Origin of the sequence: Pseudoalteromonas sp. XI10 (assembly GCF_001469895.1) — a bacterium.
Lineage (GTDB): Bacteria > Pseudomonadota > Gammaproteobacteria > Enterobacterales > Alteromonadaceae > Pseudoalteromonas.
The window spans coordinates 19,438-38,895 of the sequence record NZ_LOPY01000050.1; the positions used below are offsets into that span (position 1 = coordinate 19,438).

Annotated in this window: 18 protein-coding genes and 5 tRNA genes; 4 read left to right on the forward strand and 19 right to left on the reverse strand. The window is 42.2% G+C overall.

The window, feature by feature from the left end; all coding sequences use genetic code 11:
* Nucleotides 1-21 precede the first annotated feature (21 nt).
* The 17 genes from AUR67_RS13575 to xerD all read right to left on the reverse strand — a co-directional run bounded on the left by AUR67_RS13575 (nucleotide 22) and on the right by xerD (nucleotide 14,961).
* Complete coding sequence (locus tag AUR67_RS13575) at nucleotides 22-771, reverse strand: L,D-transpeptidase family protein (protein WP_082665642.1); 750 nt, start codon at nucleotides 769-771, stop codon at nucleotides 22-24.
* Nucleotides 768-1,880: a mandelate racemase/muconate lactonizing enzyme family protein gene (locus AUR67_RS13580; protein WP_058585692.1), complete on the reverse strand. Its 1,113-nt coding sequence runs from the start codon at nucleotides 1,878-1,880 to the stop codon at nucleotides 768-770. Before AUR67_RS13580 ends, AUR67_RS13575 begins: the two co-directional genes overlap by 4 nt.
* Nucleotides 1,881-1,888: 8 nt before the next feature.
* On the reverse strand, nucleotides 1,889-3,265 hold the full coding sequence (locus AUR67_RS13585) for an SH3 domain-containing protein (protein WP_058585693.1): 1,377 nt from the start codon (nucleotides 3,263-3,265) through the stop codon (nucleotides 1,889-1,891).
* A gap of 28 nt (nucleotides 3,266-3,293) precedes the next feature.
* Nucleotides 3,294-4,592, reverse strand: a complete 1,299-nt coding sequence (locus AUR67_RS21390; protein ID WP_058585694.1) for a hypothetical protein — start codon at nucleotides 4,590-4,592, stop codon at nucleotides 3,294-3,296.
* A gap of 160 nt (nucleotides 4,593-4,752) precedes the next feature.
* The gene (locus tag AUR67_RS13595) at nucleotides 4,753-5,625 is read right to left on the reverse strand and encodes a hypothetical protein (protein ID WP_058585695.1); all 873 of its coding nucleotides are present in this window, start codon (nucleotides 5,623-5,625) and stop codon (nucleotides 4,753-4,755) included.
* A complete protein-coding gene (locus AUR67_RS13600) occupies nucleotides 5,609-7,045 on the reverse strand; it encodes an alpha/beta fold hydrolase (protein ID WP_058585696.1) in 1,437 nt (478 codons plus the stop codon). The genes AUR67_RS13595 and AUR67_RS13600 overlap by 17 nt, the downstream gene beginning before the upstream one ends.
* A gap of 309 nt (nucleotides 7,046-7,354) precedes the next feature.
* Nucleotides 7,355-7,431, reverse strand: a tRNA-Arg gene (locus tag AUR67_RS13605).
* Between the two features lie 98 nt (nucleotides 7,432-7,529).
* A tRNA-Arg gene (locus AUR67_RS13610) sits at nucleotides 7,530-7,606 on the reverse strand.
* 142 nt (nucleotides 7,607-7,748) lie between these two features.
* Nucleotides 7,749-7,825: transfer RNA gene (locus AUR67_RS13615), tRNA-Arg, on the reverse strand.
* Between the two features lie 81 nt (nucleotides 7,826-7,906).
* Nucleotides 7,907-7,983, reverse strand: a tRNA-Arg gene (locus tag AUR67_RS13620).
* A gap of 38 nt (nucleotides 7,984-8,021) precedes the next feature.
* A tRNA-Ser gene (locus AUR67_RS13625) sits at nucleotides 8,022-8,114 on the reverse strand.
* A gap of 112 nt (nucleotides 8,115-8,226) precedes the next feature.
* On the reverse strand, nucleotides 8,227-8,424 hold the full coding sequence (locus tag AUR67_RS13630) for a hypothetical protein (protein ID WP_058585697.1): 198 nt from the start codon (nucleotides 8,422-8,424) through the stop codon (nucleotides 8,227-8,229).
* A 252-nt stretch (nucleotides 8,425-8,676) separates the two neighbouring features.
* Nucleotides 8,677-10,212, reverse strand: a complete 1,536-nt coding sequence (gene lysS / locus AUR67_RS13635; RefSeq protein WP_058585698.1) for a lysine--tRNA ligase — start codon at nucleotides 10,210-10,212, stop codon at nucleotides 8,677-8,679.
* A gap of 26 nt (nucleotides 10,213-10,238) precedes the next feature.
* A protein-coding gene (prfB, locus tag AUR67_RS13640) for a peptide chain release factor 2 (protein WP_105181232.1) occupies nucleotides 10,239-11,337 on the reverse strand; the annotation gives its coding sequence in 2 pieces (ribosomal slippage) (nucleotides 10,239-11,261 and nucleotides 11,263-11,337; 1,098 coding nt in all).
* Nucleotides 11,338-11,480: 143 nt separating this feature from the next.
* Complete coding sequence (recJ, locus tag AUR67_RS13645; protein WP_058585699.1) at nucleotides 11,481-13,202, reverse strand: single-stranded-DNA-specific exonuclease RecJ; 1,722 nt, start codon at nucleotides 13,200-13,202, stop codon at nucleotides 11,481-11,483.
* A gap of 77 nt (nucleotides 13,203-13,279) precedes the next feature.
* Nucleotides 13,280-14,014, reverse strand: a complete 735-nt coding sequence (gene dsbC / locus AUR67_RS13650; protein WP_058585700.1) for a bifunctional protein-disulfide isomerase/oxidoreductase DsbC — start codon at nucleotides 14,012-14,014, stop codon at nucleotides 13,280-13,282.
* Nucleotides 14,015-14,073: 59 nt separating this feature from the next.
* Nucleotides 14,074-14,961: a site-specific tyrosine recombinase XerD gene (gene xerD / locus AUR67_RS13655; protein WP_414858340.1), complete on the reverse strand. Its 888-nt coding sequence runs from the start codon at nucleotides 14,959-14,961 to the stop codon at nucleotides 14,074-14,076.
* 128 nt (nucleotides 14,962-15,089) lie between these two features.
* On the opposite strand from xerD, the gene fldB reads away from it, so the two are divergent.
* On the forward strand, nucleotides 15,090-15,611 hold the full coding sequence (gene fldB / locus AUR67_RS13660; RefSeq protein ID WP_054551247.1) for a flavodoxin FldB: 522 nt from the start codon (nucleotides 15,090-15,092) through the stop codon (nucleotides 15,609-15,611).
* Nucleotides 15,612-15,654: 43 nt separating this feature from the next.
* Here fldB and AUR67_RS13665 read toward each other — a convergent pair whose 3' ends face one another.
* Nucleotides 15,655-16,083: a DUF2147 domain-containing protein gene (locus tag AUR67_RS13665; RefSeq protein ID WP_058585702.1), complete on the reverse strand. Its 429-nt coding sequence runs from the start codon at nucleotides 16,081-16,083 to the stop codon at nucleotides 15,655-15,657.
* 104 nt (nucleotides 16,084-16,187) lie between these two features.
* Between AUR67_RS13665 and AUR67_RS13670 the strand changes: the two genes are divergently transcribed.
* Nucleotides 16,188-16,622 (forward strand): hypothetical protein, encoded by a 435-nt coding sequence (locus AUR67_RS13670; protein ID WP_058585703.1) that lies wholly within the window; start codon nucleotides 16,188-16,190, stop codon nucleotides 16,620-16,622.
* A 57-nt stretch (nucleotides 16,623-16,679) separates the two neighbouring features.
* Nucleotides 16,680-17,363 (forward strand): hypothetical protein, encoded by a 684-nt coding sequence (locus AUR67_RS13675; RefSeq protein WP_058585704.1) that lies wholly within the window; start codon nucleotides 16,680-16,682, stop codon nucleotides 17,361-17,363.
* 3 nt (nucleotides 17,364-17,366) lie between these two features.
* Here the strand turns inward: AUR67_RS13675 and AUR67_RS13680 are convergent, their stop codons facing one another.
* Complete coding sequence (locus AUR67_RS13680) at nucleotides 17,367-18,065, reverse strand: tRNA1(Val) (adenine(37)-N6)-methyltransferase (RefSeq protein ID WP_058585705.1); 699 nt, start codon at nucleotides 18,063-18,065, stop codon at nucleotides 17,367-17,369.
* A gap of 76 nt (nucleotides 18,066-18,141) precedes the next feature.
* On the opposite strand from AUR67_RS13680, the gene srmB reads away from it, so the two are divergent.
* Complete coding sequence (srmB, locus tag AUR67_RS13685) at nucleotides 18,142-19,374, forward strand: ATP-dependent RNA helicase SrmB (RefSeq protein ID WP_055198154.1); 1,233 nt, start codon at nucleotides 18,142-18,144, stop codon at nucleotides 19,372-19,374.
* Nucleotides 19,375-19,458 lie beyond the last annotated feature (84 nt).

Below are 19,458 nucleotides of genomic sequence, written 5' to 3' on the forward strand. Positions count from 1 at the left end.
AATACTTTTATTTTATTATTTTTATTTAGCTAAGTTAGGTAATTGCCACTGACTTTGCTTTTGTTGATATTGCGCTTTGGTTAAGCTGACTAATAACGGTTTTTTACGCTCATCTAACCAAGCAAGTAGAGCATCCATATCGCTTTCTGTCATCGCTGTACAACCTGCTGTTGGCTTACTTGGTGCCCGCCATAAATGCATAAAGATACAACTACCCGCACCATTGATATTGTTTGGATTATGCTTAACTACAATGCCTTTTTTATAAAGGTTATCTTGGCTGTAAATATCACGACGCATCCATTCTGAAGAGTCTTTTACGGCGTCTTCACCTACTTGTGCTTTATCAACCAACTGGTTGTAAAACGGTGAGCCTTTCACATCAATACAATAATCATTTGCTGTCATTGCTTGATAACTGAGGTTCGTTTGTAATGAATCTAAATAGCCAAAAGCAGTACCAAGCTCAAAGATACCTGCTGGCGCTTTACCATCACCTTCTTGTTTTTGCTGACCCGGCTGTGCAGGATGCAGCCCCACTCCCCACGCAAGGCCTGTACGCCCAAGTACCACCGCATGCTGCTGACCTTGTTGTTGCCAGCTACCAGCAGTTTTTTCAAAGCGATACAGGGTGGCATCAATGGCATCACTGTCATTAGCGACCACCACCACAAGTTGTTGATGACTGTTATCAATTACAGGCTTAGGTAACTCTTTGCTGGCACAAGCCGATAAACTCATAACTGCAATAAGACTGACTAATTTTTTCATGCTGGCCATACTCCGTTTGTGATTAGTTCAAGCCCCGTTATTGATTCAATGCCAAGACCTGGGGCATCCGATAAGCGTATTTGTGGGCCGCTAAATTCAACGCCCCCTTGCACTGGGTCATACTGACCAAGGGCTGGGCCATCTAAATCGATTTTACTGATTTGCTGCGCTTTGGCAGAGGCTAAATGTGCAGCACCAGCAACGGCAATACTGCCCTCTAGCATACAACCTATCATACACTCTGCTTGGTATTGGGCTGTGATATTAGCAATCTCAATTGCTCGGCTTAAACCGCCCGTTTTCATTAATTTAATATTGATAATATCAACTGCGCCAAGTTCTAAAAGTTGTATTACTTGCTCCGGTGAAAAGGCGCTTTCATCGGCCATAATCGGGGTGTTCACTCGCTCAGTAATATATTTGAGACCTTGAATATCGCTGCTTTTTACCGGTTGCTCAACCAACTCTAATACCACGCCTGCTTGCTCAAGTTGCTGCAGTGCAAACACAGTTTGTTTGGCACTCCAGCCTTGGTTTACATCTAAACGCAGCTGCGCCTTAGCGGCAAAGCCTGCATGGATTGCTTTTACTCGCTCAATATCTTGATTAAGGTTATTGCCGATTTTTATTTTTAATACATCAAAACCTTGCTCAACCGCTCGCTGACAATCACTGAGCATTTTATCTATGTTATCGACACTAATGGTGATATCGGTTTTCAGCGCTGACTTACCACCACCAAGTAGCTTATACAAAGGCGCTTGATAGAGCTTGCCCCACAAGTCGTAAACCGCTAACTCTAAAGCCGCTTTTGCACTACTGTTACCAACCACCGTAGATTGAATAATGTGGTTAAGCTGATTGATGTTTTCGATTTCTTGCCCCACTAATTTAGGGGCAATAAACTGCTGAATGACTGCTATCATTCCTTGATGAGTATCGCCTGTAATAACCGGAGTTGAGGCCGCAGAGCCATAGCCAATTTGGCCACATTCGGTATCGATTAAAACCACTAAATCCTCAATAAAACTGACTTCTCTTAGTGCTGTTTTAAATGGGGTAACTAATGGCACTTTGAGCTTTGCAAAGCGAACAGCTTTAATTTTCATATTGGCCTCTAGCGAATACGCTTAATGTTATAAATACGATCTAAGTAGCTGGTTTCTTGAGATAATCTAAGTGGCAATAATGGTGTGACCGACACCCCATTCAAGGCACTACTATAAAAACTACCATCGCCTTTGTTATAACCTAAGCCTTTAACGTCATGAATAACATAAGGCTCACCGTGATGCTCCCCTAGGTACATCATTACATGACCCGGAATATAAATTAGATCGCCAATCGCCATGTTTTTAACCTTTGGCAACTTAGCATCCGCCGCTGTATTTTTATCAAAGCGATTATTTTGCCCGTATTCACTACTGCCTTGCTGCCCTGAATTACGCGGCATTAGTAGGCCAAAGCTCTTATAAATTTCACCAACAAACCCTGTGCAGTCACGGCCATTATAATCATGACCCCAACCATAACGCTCACCTAAAAACTTAAAGCCTTGTTTAATCAGATTCTGTTCGTTGTAGTCTAGGTAGCCTAAATTTACATCGGCAGTTTTACTAATCATCGCTGGTTTAATAACAAGTTGGCCTTGCTCATCGCGGGTTGGTAGCTGTACAACATGGCTAGCATAGCTGTTTTGACCATTTAGCAAATACGGTACTTGCTCACTATCAACTAATGGTAAGCGTACTCCCATATCGAGCTGTACTTCTGAGAGGGTTTCATCGTTTGGTACATAGGCAGTATTGACTTTTGCACCGGTTACCACCAAGAAGTCATCTTGTTCGCGATAGGCTTTTATTTTATCTGCATCAGCAAAGGCAAGATCTTCTGCAGGCGTCCACGCTAGGTAGTTGTAAGCACGTACTAACAACCATTTTTTATCTGCGCTTTGATGCAATACAGCAACCGCTTCGCCCGGGAACATTCCGCTTTCTTGAAAGCGATCTAAGTCTTGATCAAGGCCGCTATTTAAAACCCGATCCCAAGTTGGAAAAGTACGTAATGCAGTGCGCTTAACGACTACAGCAAAACGTACCTCATTGTTATCTGCGACCTTGTTAAGGTTTAAGTTTTCCTGATATTTGGCAAAGTCTTTCGCGGTGAGTTGGCGGCCATCGGTAAAAAAGCGCGGGCTTTTTGGAATTGAACTTGCTGAATGAATGGCGCTTGTTAGCTCGTCTTTAGTGAGCGATTTTTGAAATGACAGAGGATCAACAATATATTTATTATCTTTTACTAGTTTTTTGTTGAAGGCCGCAATTTGCGCCTCTGTCATGATCACTTTTGCCGATGCACCTTGTGCTAGCCAGTAGCTGGGCGAAAGCTGTGACTGCGTGACCCCGATAACATCTGATTGCCAACCCTCAGCATGCATAGGTGCACTAAAAGCAACACCTAAAGTAATTGATAAAGCGATAATTGAACGACGCATAGCTATACCTTAATTCTTATTGAACGCGTTAATCTAATAATTTTGTAAAAGCATGCTGCAATTTTTGCTGCATTTGCTTACCGACTATTGGCAAATTGGCTTCGTCGGCCCCCGAAGTTGACTGCTGCACACTAAAAGTAAACTCACGGCCACCTTGGTAATTGCCTAAACACACGTGTGCCAACATTACGGTTTCTGTGGTGGAGCGCGTTTCACTTGGCCCCCAACCAATTTTTTGCCAAACACGCCATTGCCCATTCGTTGCGCTATCGAGCACTTCTTTTGCTGAGCGACTATTATTTGGCGCAATAACATTTGCCAATGCATTTGTAACGATATGACTGATACCCACCATCATGCCGCCTACAGGAGCATGCTCATCTGTATGACCTGTGCCGTTAAGTAGCACATCAACATCACTTGCTTGTAAATAAGGCATTTGCGTACTTGGTTCACGCTGATGACTAACCATACGTTTTAACCATTCCGCTTGAGCAAGTGTGGTCATTGCTTTGTTGCCCGTTAAACCACAACTCTCACAACGATACCCTAAATAGCCAGGATCATCACTGCTTGCTTTGTATCGAGCTATCTTTGCATCAAGCTCATTATTGGCAGGGTTATGCCAGTATTCGTCTGATGGCATAAACTGCTCTGAGCCATATGCGCCGTTAAATAACAAACGCTCATCCTGTAGTTTTAGCCAGCCATCATTAAAAAACCCACGTAAGTATTCGCGACCTGCCACATTGACAAAATAACTGGCTATCGCATTTGAATTACCATCGGCTTTGCCAAATGCTTCATAACTATTAATACTGCTGATCAAATCAGCCAGTGCAGTATCACCGGCAAAAGAAGCTGCGCCAAGCTCAGGGTGGGTTTGCCTTACTTTTGAGAGCGCACCGCTAAACGCTTGAATTTTTGATGAACTCCAAGGTTCATACAACTCATTGTGGCTGCCGTCACTTAAATACCGGTAAGCTAATTGCCCTGCTTGAACTTGATAATCAATTAGGAGTAGCTTGCCCGGTTGCTCTGGGGCTAAAAAATACTGCCAGTCGGCCGCAACTCTGTTTTGCCAACCTGCTTGCTGGTAATTAACCTCAGCCGCTGATTTATAACCTTGCAGGTTGCTTTCACTTTCGAGTGATAAACAGCCGCTATTAGCTAAGTCTTTTGGCAAAATAGCTGGCGCTAACATCACCTGCTCAAAGTATTGTTGGTCGGTTAATGGAGCTTTTTCTGTGTTCGCTTTACAGCCAGCCAAAAGCATCAAGCCGCAACTTATAGCCAGCCGTTTTTGATATGCACCTTTCGCATACATAAAATAAAATTCCCACTTGTTATAATTTTTGGAATATTTTATTAAATCTAACACAAATTGACGATGAAGCAAATTAACTCGGTTTTAATGCGTAAAGGATTTGAAACAGTGAGGATTTAGGTGAAGTTGAGTGTGAAACTACACTCAACTTATAAAGAGATTACAGAACTTGCTCAGTGTATTTTTGTAAGTCAGTGATCAAATCACGATATAGCGTTGAGCTTTTATCCTTAATGCGTTCGAGAAAGAAATCGTCAGCAATATGGGTGATTTTTTGACGCTTCTTTTTATCGCTTAATTTGCTTTGCACAACATCCATCAGTTCGGCTATTTTCTCACGTTCATAGCCGTTTAAAGAGGGATCTGAGCTGATATCTTTTAGCATGATTAATGAGTCTATTGTTGAGCCATTTAGGGTTACCGTTAACGCTTTTGCTAAGCTTGGTAACCAGGGTTTTTCAATCTGCTCACCAATCACATAAAACATGTTTTGTGCTGTCGCTAGGTCACCATCACGTACTGCAACACTGCCAATAATGAGATAAGAAATAAGCTGCTCTTTTGGATAGCTCTGGCTCACTGTCGCAAACAGAGGATCGGTGCGAATGAAGTTAGCTTTTTGTTTAGCCATTTTGCGCCAACCTTTGTTATAAAAAGCCAAAGACTGAGCACTGTATGCTAAATATTTACCCCGCATATCAGTCGCTTTAGCAAGCGCTAAGTCGCTTTCTGCAATTGCAAAATCTTTACTTACACCAAGGCTCAAAATGTAGCTCATCATGGCATGAGTCAGTGTTGGCTCAATTGCACCTATTTGCTCTAACTGTTCTTTTTGCAGTTTGTTATAACCATAAGCAATGGTATCGACACTGGTATTCGACACTCCCCTGTACGTTTCATAACTAAAACTATCTTGTAGATCAGCATATTGTTGTTGCTCCGTCTTTGTTGATTTGCAACCTCCTAGTAAAGCGACACAGAACAACGAGCACGCTGCTAATTTAACAAAAGGGATGCTATTTAAAGCGGTCATCAATAATTCCTTTTTCTACTTCTATGGCATCATGTGCCAAACCTTGGTATATCGGGCTATGGATTCTACTTAACGAGAATATAATATTACTGTCATCGACAACGCTTATTGCATGCTCTGATGCATTGATTTGTACACCTGCACCATCAAACCGGCTTTCATTTAGTTTTACACCTTGTTGTGCCGTAATAGTGACATTGGTTAGTTCAACCACAGAGCGCTTAATATTTAAAGCGAGTTTAGCCCCTGATAAGCTTACATCTTCTAATCTCACTAAAGAATCTTTAATACGGATAGATTCAGCAACCACATTTTTAAGTAACACATTATTACAGTCTTCAATGATCATATGACGGTAATGGCCTGAAAACTCGCGACTGTGCTGATCTTCACAATGAAATGTCTCGATTTGTTTATCAGAAACTTCTGCACTGGCTGCTTTTTTAACTTCCCCAGTTAATGCACGATTTAATAAAGCTAAAAACTGGCTGGGCTGTTGCTTCATTGGCACATGGCCCACATCAGGCAAAGTAGCTAAATCACTATTGATTAGCTGCCTGTTCAATACTTTTGCAGTTCGTAATGGAGCTACTGCATCTTCTTCACCCCAAATAATATGTGTTTCTATTTTCAGATTGCTGACAATCTCGCTAAAGTCTTCTTCAACTAAACTCAGCGCTGCATTGATATTTGGTGTTTCACCCATTACTAGCTTCCACGCACCATCACTACGCTGCAATAACTCTGTCAGGTATGAATCAATCGCCCCTTCTTCAATGAGTCCGGTTGTAAAATCATTGAGCTGAGCTAACTTAGTTGAGAGAAATTTAGGTAGCTTAGTATTAGGCTTAGGTACGTTGGAGATAGGCTTTATAAATGCCACTTTATGTAAGATACCCGCTGCGTCGACTAGCACCAATTTATTGAGTTTCTCGGGGTATTTGCCAGCAAAATACAGGCTGACCGCCCCCCCCATAGAGTGACCCACAACCGTGGTTGGTTCAGCAATATAGTGATCGACCACTTCCGCCAGTACAGCAGCATAATTGCGAGGGGAGTAACGCCCTTCGGGGCTTTCTGAGTGAGCAAAACCAGGTAAATCAATCGCAATAACATGATAATGTTTAGTGAGTTCAGGAATAACCCCAAACCAATCCTGCATAGCTAATACGCCTAAACCATGTACGAGTAACAAAGGCGGCGCCTTTTTATCACCGGCCTCTAAGATCAAAATTGATGAATCAAATACGGACTCTTGGTAAGTGCTAAACAACCAATCTGCTTTAATTGAAGATTCAAATTTGAGTGCTTGGATTTGTTGTTGGTTTAATCGTGTTGATTGCGATGCAACTGACTCGCTTTGCGCAGCAAACGAACCAAGCAAAATGCAATAAAAAAAGAATAAGTGAAATAGACGCAAGGGATATTGGTTTAATTATTATTGTATTAGCAAGATTGTACCCTTTGTCGGTTAAATGTAAATAATGCATGAGCATGAACCTAATATTGAGAAATGGTTATTCTGGGATAGATAGCAAGATGTGGTAGATGGAGGTCATCATTTATGGCAACAGCATCGTGATACGCGCGAAACAAGTTTCACGCCTACGGGGTGCGTTTTTTGCATTTTGAGTTGGGGTTTAATTTGGGGTTTGGAAGCGTGATGTTCGCGAATTGCAGGCACAAAAAAACCGACTTCCGTCGGTTTATGTCACTTTCAAAGAAAAAGTGGCGGACGCGGGAGGATTCGAACCTCCGACCGCCTGGTTCGTAGCCAGGTACTCTATCCAGCTGAGCTACGCGTCCGCAGTGTGATTATGCATGTTTAAGTCTTGCATTGACTGTATCTTAAAGACACAAAAAAACCGACAGCTTGTCGGCTTATGCCACTTTCTAATAGAAAGTGGCGGACGCGGGAGGATTCGAACCTCCGACCGCCTGGTTCGTAGCCAGGTACTCTATCCAGCTGAGCTACGCGTCCGCAAGTTGCATTTTATAATCTTGCAATGATTTTATCTTTATACTCGATGTGAGTTTCAAATATGGCGTATGCGGGACGTCTCTTGAAAGAGTGAACCTCCGACCAAATTTGTATCTTTATACTCGATGTGAGCTTTCAAATATGGCGGACGCGGGAGGATTCGAACCTCCGACCGCCTGGTTCGTAGCCAGGTACTCTATCCAGCTGAGCTACGCGTCCACACGCACATTTGAACATTACTAATTTATTCTCTTAGCAAGAGACTCAAGTTTATACTCGATGCAGAGTTAAAGTAAAAAGTGGCGGACGCGGGAGGATTCGAACCTCCGACCGCCTGGTTCGTAGCCAGGTACTCTATCCAGCTGAGCTACGCGTCCACACATATTACTTTCAAGACATGCCATTTTAGGAAAAATGGTGGAGAAGGAGGGATTCGAACCCTCGATAGAGCTACAAACCCTATACTCCCTTAGCAGGGGAGCGCCTTCGGCCACTCGGCCACCTCTCCGTCTTGTGGGGCGTATAATAAAGATTTCAGGAAATATGTCAAACACTTTTCAAGGAAAATCGCATAGATGGTTATAGATTGTCCATAACGAGCCAAAAGAGCTTGTTTTTGTTTATCCTTTCGCCGTTTTTTCTTTATCAGTCAACGGCTCAAGACCCGTCAATGGGATCAGTTCATCAGTTAACTCTGCGAGGTATTGATCTTGATAACCCAATTGTTGAAATTCGGCTATGCAAGCACGATAAAAATCTTCACGTTGATGCTCGCTTTTGTTCGTATCTGTAGGCAACGGCGAAGGCTTTTTAGTCATTATTATTAAGTCCATTTATACATTGAACGAGAATTGCGCAATGATGTCATATCTTGGCTAAAAATAATACTATTGGCCTTTGTATTTGTAGAAAAATTTTACAACTTAGTAACTTTGTTGGAAGACTAATTCAGCATTTCTTTTTAGATCAGCTAATTACAATTGAGTATTAAAATTGAGAGCAATAAAAATCAGAAATTTCTGATAACAAAAACGCCGCTAAAAAGCGGCGTTTTCAAGACTTTTAGCTGATTAATCAGCTTGAGGACGCATGTGTGGGAATAGGATCACATCTTTAATTGTTGGTGAGTCAGTAAATAACATCACTAGACGATCGATACCAATACCCTCACCCGCTGTTGGTGGTAAGCCGTATTCTAATGCACGGATATAGTCATCATCGTAGTGCATCGCTTCATCATCACCAGCGTCTTTCTCTTCAACTTGACGAGTAAAGCGCTCTGCTTGGTCTTGTGCATCGTTAAGCTCAGAGAAGCCATTTGCTAATTCACGGCCGCCAACGAAGAATTCGAAGCGGTCAGTTACAAACGGGTTTTCATCGTTACGACGTGCAAGTGGTGACACTTCCCACGGGTATGCGGTAATGAAAGTTGGTTGAATTAACTTATGCTCAGCTGTCTCTTCGAAGATTTCACATAAGAATTTACCCGGGCCCCATACACAGTTTTCTGGGATCTTAACGTGTACTTGCTTCGCGTACGCTTTAAGTTCTTCAAAATGGTTTTCAGGGTCATTAAATACCGCAGCATCAAAGTCTGGATTGTACTTAAGGATAGCCTCGCTCATTGTTAAACGAGTAAAAGGTTGTCCAAAGTCGTACTCTACTGAATCAACCACTTCACCGTTTTCATCTTTCGTTGTGTTTACAACAATTGGTGAACCAAGTACGTCTGTCGCAACAGTACGTAACATGTCTTCAGTGATGTTCATCAGGTCAATGTAATCAGCGTATGCTTGGTAGAATTCGATCATTGTGAATTCTGGGTTATGACGTGTTGATAAACCTTCGTTACGGAAGTTACGGTTGATTTCGAATACACGCTCAAAGCCACCCACAACTAAACGTTTTAAGTAAAGCTCAGGTGCAATACGTAAGTACATGTCGATATCAAGTGCATTGTGGTGTGTTACGAATGGACGTGCAGACGCACCACCCGGGATCACTTGTAACATCGGCGTTTCAACTTCCATGAAATCACGATCAGCTAAGAAACGACGGATACCTTCAACAACCTTAGAGCGAATACGGAAGGTTTCACGCGTCGCATCATTAGTAATTAAATCAACATAACGTTGACGGTATTTAGTTTCTTGGTCAGATAAACCATGGAATTTTTCTGGTAACGGGCGTAATGACTTTGTCAGTAACTCGTACTCTGTCATTTCTACGTAAAGGTCACCTTTACCTGACTTATTAAGTGCACCTTTAACACCGATGATGTCACCGATATCAAGTTGACCATATTTTGCTTTTAATTCTTTTTGTACGTCTTTTGATGCGTACGCTTGAATTTGGCCTTTCATGTCTTGTAACGCAAGGAAAGGACCACGTTTTGCAAGAATACGACCTGCAACTGATACAACGTGTTGCTCAGCAACTAATTCTTCTTTCGATTTATCACCAAACTCAGCTTGCAAATCAGCCGTGTAATGTTCACGACGGAATTGGTTTGGATGACCGTTGGCTGGGCAATTTTCGCGGATTGCGTCTAATTTGCCACGACGCTCAGCGATTAACTTATTTTCGTCTTGGATTTGATCAGTCATTTTTTAGCTCTTTTTTAGCTTGGTGGTTATAGGCCAGATTTAAGGCTGGCTTCAATAAATTTATCTAAGTCGCCGTCAAGAACCGCTTGTGTATTACGGTTTTCAACGCCTGTACGTAAGTCTTTAATGCGCGAGTCATCAAGTACGTATGAACGAATTTGACTACCCCAGCCAATATCAGATTTTGCATCTTCTTGGCTTTGTTTCTCAGCATTTTGCTTTTGAATTTCAAGTTCAAACAATTTCGCTTTTAACTGCTTCATTGCTTGGTCTTTATTCTTGTGCTGTGAACGCTCATTTTGGCACTGTACAACAGTGTTAGTTGGTATGTGAGTAATACGAACCGCTGACTCTGTTGTATTTACGTGCTGACCACCAGCGCCTGATGCGCGGTAAACGTCAATACGTAAATCTGCCGGATTAATATCAATTTCGATATTATCGTCGATTTCTGGGTAAACGAATGCCGATGCAAACGAGGTATGACGACGACCACTTGAGTCGAACGGGCTCTTACGCACTAAACGGTGAACACCTGTTTCTGTACGTAACCAACCGTATGCATATTCGCCAACAAAGCGCACTGTTGCGCCTTTAATACCAGCCACATCACCATCAGTTGCTTCAACCAGTTCAACTTTAAAGCCTTTTGCTTCACCCCAGCGTAAATACATACGCAGTAGCATGTTGCACCAGTCTTGGGCTTCAGTACCGCCAGAACCTGATTGTAAATCAAGATAAGCATCGTTTTGGTCATGGTCGCCTGAGAACATACGACGAAACTCTAGCTTTTCAAGCTGTGCGTTTAAATCGCCTAATTCAGCTTCGGCTTCAGCGAAGGTTTCTTCATCTTCGGCTTCAACAGCAAGCTCGACTAAACCTTCAACGTCTTCGGTACCTGACACTAGATTATCAATGGTCTCAACGATAGCTTCTAGTGCCGACTTTTCACGGCCAAGTGCTTGAGCTCGCTCAGGCTCATTCCACACTGCTGAATCTTCAAGTTCTGCGTTAACTTCTTCTAACCGCTCTTTCTTAAGAGGGTAGTCAAAGGTACCCCCGAAGCAGTTCAGTACGTTCGCGAATTTCCTTGATTTGGTTAATCACAGGATTCACTTCAAACATGTACATTACTCCAAAATGGCTGATTTACCGCGCACCGATATCGACAATAAATACGGTAAATTATCTACAAATATTAAAAACGCCCGATTTTAACAAAAAACCGAGCGTTTTATTAGCCTTTTATGCCGATTATAACGATATTTTTATGTCGCTTTTTGTAGCTCTCGAATAATCAACTGTAACGAGAATTTACCACGGAATTCATTTATATCGAGTTGATAAGCAGCTTTCACAAAACGCACTTCGGTATCTGGCCATGCACGCACATCAACACCAAATGCAATACCGTCAACTAGACGCCCAGACTGATGTTTTAAAACCAGTTTTAAGTGTTTTTCACCGACAATGCGCTGCTGTATTACCTCAAACATATGCTCAAACACTGGCTCTGGAAATTGCTGTCCCCAGGGGCCTGCATTTTTTAGTAAGTTGGCAAACTCCATCGAAAAGCACTCATTAGGTAATTCACCGTCGGTAAGTAAAATACTTTGCTTATGCTCTTCAGTGAGTGTGTCTGTTACCATTTGCTCAAACACGGTTTTAAATTCAGTAAAACATTGCTCATTGATACTCAGCCCGGCCGCCATTGCATGGCCACCAAATTTACTGATTAAATGCGGATAGAGTGTATTTACTCGCTCGAGTAAATCACGCATATGCAGCCCTTCAATAGAGCGGCAAGAGCCTTTTATTTCGCCATTATCGCCCGCTGCAAAAATAATCGTCGGGCGGTGATACTTTTCTTTTAAGCGACCAGCCAAAATACCAATCACCCCTTGGTGCCAATCAGCTTGGTATAAACAAATGGCATCAGGCACTGACTCAGTTTTAAATGCTAAACGGTCAAGCACCGCTTGTGCTTCAGTTTGCATGCCCTGCTCTATTTCACGGCGCTCGTGATTGAGGCTGTCTAGCTCACCGGCAATTCGGCGTGCTTGATTTATATCGCTTGATAACAAACAGGCTATACCTAAACTCATATCATCAAGACGCCCTGCTGCATTTAAGCGTGGTGCCAATGAAAAGCCAAAGTCACTGGCACTTAAACGGGCAGCATTGCGATTTGCCACTTCGATTAGGGCACTGATACCTGGGCGTGTTTTACCACTGCGAATACGTGCTAAACCTTGATGAACTAAGGTTCGGTTGTTGGCATCAAGAGCGACCACATCGGCAACGGTACCAAGGGCTACAATATCAAGTAACTCAGCCAAATTTGGCATTGGATTATGCTGAAAATACCCTTGTTCACGTAAGTGGCTACGTAAAGCAATGAGCAGATAAAAAGCTACTCCAACGCCCGCTATTGATTTCGATGGAAACTGACAATCATGGCGATTTGGGTTCACGATGGCATCAGCATCTGGCAAGGTTTCACCTTGTAAATGGTGATCAGTTACCAACACCTTAATACCTGCTTGCTTTACAATGGCAATGCCATCGATACATGAAATACCGTTATCAACAGTGATCACAAGCTCGGGTTGCATAGCCACTATTTGCTCAGCAAGCGCAGGACTTAAGCCATAACCTAGGCTGAACCTGTCAGGTACCAAGTAATCAAGGTTCTTTAGGCCAAACATAGCAAGGCCTTGCATTAAGGTTGCTGTGCTGGTTGCACCATCGGCATCAAAGTCACCGACGATTAACACGCGACTTTGAGCCGCGAGCGCTTGTTGCAATAGCACCACAGCTTTGTCGATATCTTTAAACAACTTAAAGTCATGTAATGTCGCAGCGCTATTATCGAGTTCAGTGGCACTTTGCACCTGTCGAGTCGCATATATTTGCTTAATTACAGGGTGTAAATGATGTGGTAGATGCGAATCATCAACATGAGGACGAGCTTGAATTATTTTTTCCATGTCGGAAATGGTACTTCTTTGCTTAAGACAAATAAAAAAGGCCTACGACAAATAGGCCTTTTCGTTTAAAAAATCAGTTATGAAGATGTTTTTGGTAAGGCATCAAGCGCTTGGCTGATCTGCGCAGCTGATTGATAACCTGGGATCATAGTGCCATCTTCTAAAATAATTGCTGGAGTACCCGACATACCAAAGCTTTGACCTAGTTGGTAATGCTCAGCAATTGGCGCGCTACAACCTGGCACATCTGCAACTTCTGCACCCGCTTTTGCTTCTGTTAACGCTTCAGCAGGGTCTTTAGCACACCATACATTCATTAGATCTTGGTAACCTTTACCATGTAAACCACCACGTGGGAAAGCAAGGTATTTAACCGTGATACCCGCATCTAAGAAATCATCAAGTTCACGGTGTAGTTTACGGCAGTAACCACAGGTAATATCGGTAAATACTGTGATTGAATGCTTTTCGTTTTTCGCTTTGTAAACGATCATTGAGTCTTCGTACTCAGCAATGCCTTCTTTACGTACATCGCTCAGTGCATGCTCTGTTAGATTAACTCGGTTATTAAGGTCAATCAGTGTTCCTTGCATTAGAAATTGACCGTCAGGGCTTGCGTACAGCACGCCTTTATCAGTAATTAGTTCTTTAAGGCCTGCCACTGGGCTTGGGTTGATTTGCTTAACGGTTACGCCTAATTCAGCAAACTTAGCAATAATAGGGGCATCAGCAGCGTCTGTTGTTGATACGCCATTGGCAAACACATTTAAGCTTGTGCCTAGTAGTGCTGTGGCTAAAACTAACTTTTTCATAAATATCCTATATCCTGATCATTTTTTATATAGACCGGTACATCTCTAAAAATCTTGCACTAAGCACGTGGATGATGTTGCTCGTGTACCGACTTCAATCTTTCATTCGCTACATGGGTATAAATTTGTGTTGTTGATAAGTCACTGTGACCTAACATCATTTGCACGACTCTAAGGTCCGCCCCATGATTAAGCAAATGCGTTGCAAACGCGTGTCTGAGCGTATGCGGTGATAACGGCGATTCAACTGATGCCAAAATAGCATAGTGTTTGATGCGATGCCAAAAAGTTTGTCGTGTCATGCCAATCCCGCGCTTAGATGGGAACACAAAGTCAGTGGCATGTTTAATCATTTGCGAACGACCCACTTTCAAAAACTGCTCAAGCCAGTACATTGCTTCTTCGCCTAGGGGAACTAAACGCTCTTTATTACCCTTACCTTTTACAAAGACCACCGCTTGGCGCAAATTAATTTGCTCCATTCTGAGTCCCACCAGCTCAGTAACACGAAGCCCTGTGGCATATAACAGCTCAAGCATTGCTTTATCGCGAAGCCCCATAGGATCTTCTATGTCTGGGGCTGCAAGCAGAGCTTCGACTTCGGCTTCTGACAGCGTTTTTGGTAATGACTGCCCAGCTTTTGGCTGAGCAATATTGGCCATCGGCGAATCGGCAATGGCTTTTTCGCGTACAAAATACTGATAAAAACGCTTAAGTGCACTGATGCTTCGCGCGGTGCTGCGCGACTTCAGCCCTAAATCAACACGATATGCTAGATACGCTTCAATATCATCAGAGCAAACGGCTAGTAGGTCTTTATCTTTTAAAAATTGGCAAAACTTTTCAAGGTCACTGCGATAAGCAGCGAGTGTATTTTCGCTGACTCCTTGCTCAAGATACAGCGTATCTAAAAATAACTCTAAATGTTCGGCGTTATTTGCTGTTATTACACCTTTTTGGGCTTGTGAATTATTATCAGCCACGCGTACTCTCATCCTTATCAAGGTATCAATTGATTATACCTTACGGTAAACTTACGCCTATCATATCAGGCAAATACACAGTGATAAATACGATGCAGATTGGTTTATTTTATGGTTCTACAACCTGCTACACAGAAATAGCGGCAGAGAAAATTCGCGATATTATTGGTCACGACATAGTGAGCCTTCACAATATCAAAGATGAGCCATTAAAAAATGCAGAGCAATTTGATTTCGTGATCTTCGGCATTTCAACTTGGGATTTTGGTGAGTTGCAAGAAGATTGGGAATCAATCTGGGACGACATTAAAGATGTTAACCTAAACGGCAAAACCGTGGCTCTATTTGGTATGGGCGATCAACAAGGTTATGGTCAGTGGTTCCAAGACGCGCTTGGCATGTTACACGATGAAATTTGTGATCAAAGCATTACCTTGTTAGGCAAATGGCCTAACGATGCAAGTTATGAATTTGAGGCTTCAAAAGCACTCACTGAAGATGGCAAACAATTTGTTGGCTTAGCCCTTGATGAAGACAGTCAATACGAGCTTAGCGATGAGCGTATCGCAAGCTGGGTTGAACAAGTCATGACTGAGTACAGCGAAAGCTTGTAAGTCATGAATAAAAAAGCCAAGCATCGCTTGGCTTTTTTAATGGTTATTCAACACGTTGCCAATATTGATTACGATAGAAAAATGCAATATATCCGCGTACTTCAAGCACCTTACCTTGTTCTTGTGGGGTCAGTTTAAGGGTATAGGTTTTACCATTGTTTGGGTCTAGAATTTCACCCTCTTGCCAGCTACCATCGCCAGCACCTGTAGCGCCTTCTATAATTTTTAACCCTAAAATAGGCTGATTTTTCTTATCACCTTTACACTCTTCGCAGATTGCGTCTTGCTTGGCTGGGTTAAGGATTTTTTCAACACTACCAACCAACACACCATCTTGCTCACTAATACGTACTAAAGATTTCGCTTCATTCGTTTCTTCGTCAATAGTTTTCCAAAGACCCACAGGCGTCAATGCAGCAAAACTCAACTGAGAAAATAATAAGGCAGATAAAACAATTGATAAACGGAACATAAAAAACTCGTATAAAACTTAAGACTTTGGCACTATATCAGGGCTTAACCAAACACACCATTTTGCTAAGCTCCGAAATCGACACAACATTGCGAGGGAACACAATGAGTCAATTCACATTAATTACCGGTGACATTGTCAGTTACGACAGTAATCAGGTAGCTACAATTAACGCCACGGGCGAAATAAAAATAAATCGCTTTGCTGAGCCATTATTTATTCCTGATAGCGCTAAAGCCGCCATTGAGCTGGGTCGGCTCGATGATAACTTGTTTAATTTAAAAAAGTTATTACGTTCAGGCTATGCCGATCCCTGCCCTACAACCCGCGTGCTAATTGAAACCACACATCCTTTACCTGACATCAACGGCCTGCTGATAAAACGCCGCTTTAGCATTATTGATTTTTGCAGCGCCGAAATAGAAAAGTCGCACAGTAAAGCCGTGTTAGACGCTCTATTAGAGCTTGAATATGTGCAACAAATTCAGCTTGATGAAGTCATGCAATTACAGCCACCGGTACAATTTAACAATCAATAAAGGTACAATAACTTATAAGTATGCTAATCAGCTCCTTCATTTGTAAAAGGAATAACAATGAAAAGTGCGCTACCTTTAATGATTGCCGCAAGTATTTTGCTAACTGGTTGTGATGAATTAGAAGTTGAAGAAACTCATAACTTTGGCGATGAAATGTATGAGAACAATTACACACTCGTAAATACCACTGATTTAGAAGTGGACTATTACATGGCAAACACTGACCTGTTTGGTGATGCTCAAGAATTTAAAGACTCTCAATACTATGTTGATACGCTTGCATCGCAATCACTTCCCGTTGATGTAACACATGCTCACAATGAACGTAGCCGTATTTCATTTTATGTAGTCGATCACAGCGACATAACTAACTCAGCCACACAGATGTATCAGGTAGAGCAAAATCAACCTTATCATTTTGTGGCTTGGCAAAATGAAGAAAAGCTTCGTTTAACTCTAGTAAAAAAAGCTAATGATGATAAAGATGACTTTTTTGCTATACGTATTCTCGCAACTGAAAACCTTCGCTTAAAAATCGAAAATCAAATCGTCAATTTATATCAAAATCAATTAAGTTACTGGTACCACATTGATGACTGCGCTGATGATTTAAAAGTATCAAAGCTCAATGATGAAGATAAGCGAGTTTATGAACCTGTCTCAATCTGCAACGCATCATATGGGCAGTCATACACTTTACTTTTAAGTGAAGATGGCCTTGAAGCGAGCATTGCTGAATAACGATTACATCTTTAGGTAAAATGCCTTACAGAGCTCTTTGTAATCTTGACTGTAGCTGCCATCAGCTGCATGTATGGTTAACGATGATGTATCACATTCGCCGTTGTTTTGGCTGAGTAGCATCAAGCTGCGACTTGGTTGTTTTTTCTCGGTTGTACGTACCAAGCAATGGCGATTTAAGTACCAGCCTGCCTGCTCAGCTACCGCAATGAATTGTTTTGCCTCTACGCAAGGCAAAATCACATTCAAAAGCGTTTTGCCGTGGCTAAGCCTAGTACACGCTTCTATCAATTCGCTGAAGCTAAGGCCGTCAGTATGGCGGGCAGTATTTCGAGCATCATTTTCACCTTTTAGGCTCGCATTAAAATACGGTGGATTGGTGATGATCGCATCAAAAGACTCTGCTGCGCTAAATGACTGCACAGCACCTTCGAAAAGGTTTATATTAGGCCATGGGCTAGCCGCAAAGTTTTCTCGAGCATCATTACAGGCACACGCGTCAATTTCTATGGCACTTACTTTTGCTTCAGGCGCTCTTTGTTTTGCCATTAGCGCCAACAGCCCTGTGCCAGTGCCAATATCTAAAATACGCTTAGCACCACTCACATCAGCCCAAGCACCTAACAAAATACCGTCGGTCGACACTTTCATCGCCGTGCGTGTTTGCGTTACCGTAAATTGTTTAAACACAAAGCCTGACATTTTTTCACCTTTTCATTCACCACAGCCGCGTTAACGCGTATAATTAGGCTCAATTGTCCTCTATTTATGTCACTCTATGCAATTTTCTGAATTTGATATCGATAACAAGCTGTTAAATGCCATTAATAAAATGGGTTTTGATACGCCAACCAGTATTCAACAACAAGCGATCCCTGAAGCTCTTCAAGGCCGTGATATTTTGGCATCTGCCCCTACTGGTACGGGTAAAACAGCCGCGTTTTTGATCCCTGCAATTCAATACTTGCTTGATTTCCCGCGTCGCGATCCTGGCTTTGCGCGCGTATTGATAATGACACCAACCCGTGAGCTTGCTTATCAAATTCATGAGCAATGTGAATTACTCGCAGCACAAACTCATCTTAAAATTGGGGTTGTAACAGGTGGTATAAACTACGGGACACACAGAGAAATTTTCGAAAGCAATAACGACATTCTGATAGCCACACCTGGGCGTTTAATGGAGTACCTTGAAACAGAGAACTTCCATGCTGAAAACGTTGAAATGCTTATTCTTGATGAAGCTGACCGCATGCTAGATATGGGATTTCGTAAAGAAATGCTACGTATTTGTGATGAAGCACGTAACCGCCGTCAATGTTTCTTATTCTCAGCGACCCTTGAAGGTGACAGCGTTGAGTTATTTGCAGAACGTATCTTAAACGACCCTGCACTGCTTGAAGCCGAATCTTCACGCAAAGAAAAAGGCAAAATCCATCAATGGGTTCACCTTGCGGACGACTACGATCACAAGCTAAAAATGTTGGTTGAAACATTAAATGGTGATGACATTCATAAAGCTATTGTGTTTGTAAAAACTCGTGAGCGCCTAGAAACATTAGTTGGTGAGCTAAACAACGAAGGCCTTCGTGTAGCTTGGTTACGCGGTGAAATGCCTCAAGACAAGCGCATGAAAGCGATGGAGAACTTTCACTCTGGTCGCAACAATATCTTAGTTGCAACGGATGTTGCTGCTCGTGGTATTGATGTTGCTGATATCAGCCATGTTATCAACTTTGATATGCCACGTACCGCAGACGTATACGTACACCGTATTGGACGTACTGGTCGTGCAGGTAAAAAAGGCATTGCGATTTCATTTATTGAAGCTCATGACGTGGCAATTGTTGGTAAGGTGGAGCGCTACATTGAGCAAAAGCTTAAACGCCGAGTAATTAAAGGGCTTGAGCCACAGCACAAAGAAGCGAAGATCCCATCTAAAAAGAAAAAAGATCCAGTAAAAATGAAGGCAAAGAAAAAAGCCAAAGCTAAAACGAAGAAGAAAAAGTAGTTTTAACTTTAACATCATAACTGTGAAAATGCCGAGCTTGTCTCGGCATTTTTGTGCCATACCCTTTTTACTTATTAACTGTGT